Here is a 2,109-nt window from a genome sequence, read left to right as displayed (position 1 = left end):
GGCAGCATCGCCATCACGCAGGCCCAGAGCGGGAGCCGGAGAATTCGCCATAGCCGAGTATCTCAAACCCCCAACCATTAACTAACTAACGACACGAGATACTAGTGCCTGTACCAGCGATGTAGCGACGAAACCGGATCCGGCACTGGCTGGGTGGCCGACCGCTGCCGCAGTGGTCATGGGTAGATCTCTGTCGGGGACGCGTTGCCATCCGTCCGGCACTGAGACGCCCTTCAAACGGTCTAGATCAACAATAAACGTCTCGATTGCACGGTCATCGATGAGAACGCTCTGAGGAGAAATAGTTATTGAGGATTCAGTCATGAGAAGAGACTCCAGACGCCGACGGCGACCAAAAGCCCGAGGACGACTCCAGATAGAAAGACGAGCACAGCGATTCGCGGATCGTCGAACCACCGTACGTTGAGTAGCGTGTGCCAACTTGTCTTTCCGGAATGGCGAGGTTTACTCAGTCGAACCACCCCCCAATCTCTTTCCCGAGGCTCTTTCCGAGAGTGCTGCCCGCAAAGGCCCCGATACCGGCCCCGACTGCGGTACCGATCGGGCCGGCGAACGAACCAACCGCTGCGCCCGTGAGTGCCCCCGCCGCGGCTCCGCCTGCGACAGAGCCAACGCCTTCTCCGACAGCTTGCTCCCATGACGCGTTGCCGTCGTGCCAGTCGCGGTACGAATCGAACGAGGTTATGGCCAGATCAGAAATGACGCCAGCGCGTGCGACGACTTTCCCGCCGCGGATCAGCAGCGCGCGTTCTCCGTCGGAAAGAGCGACCGCGGAATGGCGCGCGTGGCTCTCACCGAGCCCGCGGACGCTGTTTGCGGCATCCTCCATTATCCCAGCCGCAATTCCCTCGGCAGGGCCTGCGTACGGGTTGTTCTTGGCGTCGCCTTCCGACTTGTCCCCGTGATCGCGGATATCGCGCATGCGCTCGATCAACATTCTCTCGTACGCGTCATAGGCGGACTTGACTTGGTGGCCGACTGCGGCAAGTTCTTCCTCGGCCTGGCGCTTGATATTGTCCAGCTGAGCGTTGGTCAGCTCCGCTGATCCCGCAACCTCGTCATATTGCTCGAGCGAACTGTTGAGTGTGGCGACGGCTCCGCGTGCTGCGTTCTGGGAATCGGCTAGGGCGCCCGCGATCTGCTCCAGATCGGTACCGATCTGCTTGAGTTGGTCCGTCTTCAGCTTGTACTTCCTGGTAACGGAGCGGACCTCACTCGACTCGTTTATGGTGTCATCTGTGCCGTGCGCTCGGTAAGCACCTCGAAAGTGATCGCGCGCTTGTGCAAAGACGGCGTCTGCTTCGCCGACGTGCGAACCTGCCGAGTGATATGCGTTCGCCAGCGCGTCGATGTCAGCGGGCCGACCCAGGGAGAGTTTGTCGTCCAGATCCCACGGATCGACTCCAGCGACTGCGATCAGCTCAGACAAGGACAAGTGAGAGAGTCGGGGACGAGCCATGGGTCAGCGCAGGCCCGTCTCAGAGATGCCTTGCCGATTAGCCTGGTCCTGCGCCTGGATCGAAGCCGCCGTCGAGGTCGCGTGCGAAGCGATGGCACCGACAGCCTCGGCGTGGGCTCGAAGCCCTTGGCTGTGGTTTGCGTGCACGTCTCTCATCAGCGAAACGGCGTCACCGCCGGTTGACATCGCGCCAAAAAGGCCGCTCTCGATCTCCGCGCGGTCGAGGCGCTTCGTCGCCTCAGCTACGTACTCTGCCGATTCCAATGCCCGGCGGCTTCCGCGTTCGACTGAGTCGGGGTCGAGCAGCATCTTTCCAACCTCCTTCCGGAAACTCTATCCCACGCCGGGCAAGGTCTTGGCTCCGTGGCCGAACGCGTGGTGAACGCGGCTGACACGCCAGCAGCGACGTTCTCAGGCGTGAGATGTTCGCAGCCACGTCGAGGCGATTGCGGCCTTGAACGGTGTATACCTGCGGAGCCGGGTTCGTTCGAAGTGCGGAGAGTGGTCACAAACCTGGGTCTAAGTCCAATACCGTTCAGTTAAGGTTACATGCGTGTAGTTTTAGGTGTATGCCTCGTGCTGGGTGGGTGAAGCCGGAGTCGGATCGTCGGTTGTCGGATGTGGTGTCG

General features: G+C 61.0%; 2 protein-coding genes. Both read right to left on the bottom strand.

What is annotated here, in order from left to right:
* Window positions 1-469: 469 nt before the first annotated feature.
* Complete coding sequence (locus IEW22_RS19695; protein WP_373284264.1) at window positions 470-1,480, bottom strand: putative alpha/beta hydrolase; 1,011 nt, start codon at window positions 1,478-1,480, stop codon at window positions 470-472.
* Between the two features lie 3 nt (window positions 1,481-1,483).
* The gene (locus IEW22_RS19690) at window positions 1,484-1,789 is read right to left on the bottom strand and encodes a DUF2563 family protein (RefSeq protein ID WP_229742934.1); all 306 of its coding nucleotides are present in this window, start codon (window positions 1,787-1,789) and stop codon (window positions 1,484-1,486) included.
* Between the last annotated feature and the right edge of the window lie 320 nt (window positions 1,790-2,109).

The organism is Gordonia jinhuaensis (genome assembly GCF_014639795.1).
GTDB lineage: Bacteria > Actinomycetota > Actinomycetes > Mycobacteriales > Mycobacteriaceae > Gordonia_B > Gordonia_B jinhuaensis.
This window is presented reverse-complemented; position numbering and strand designations above follow the sequence as displayed.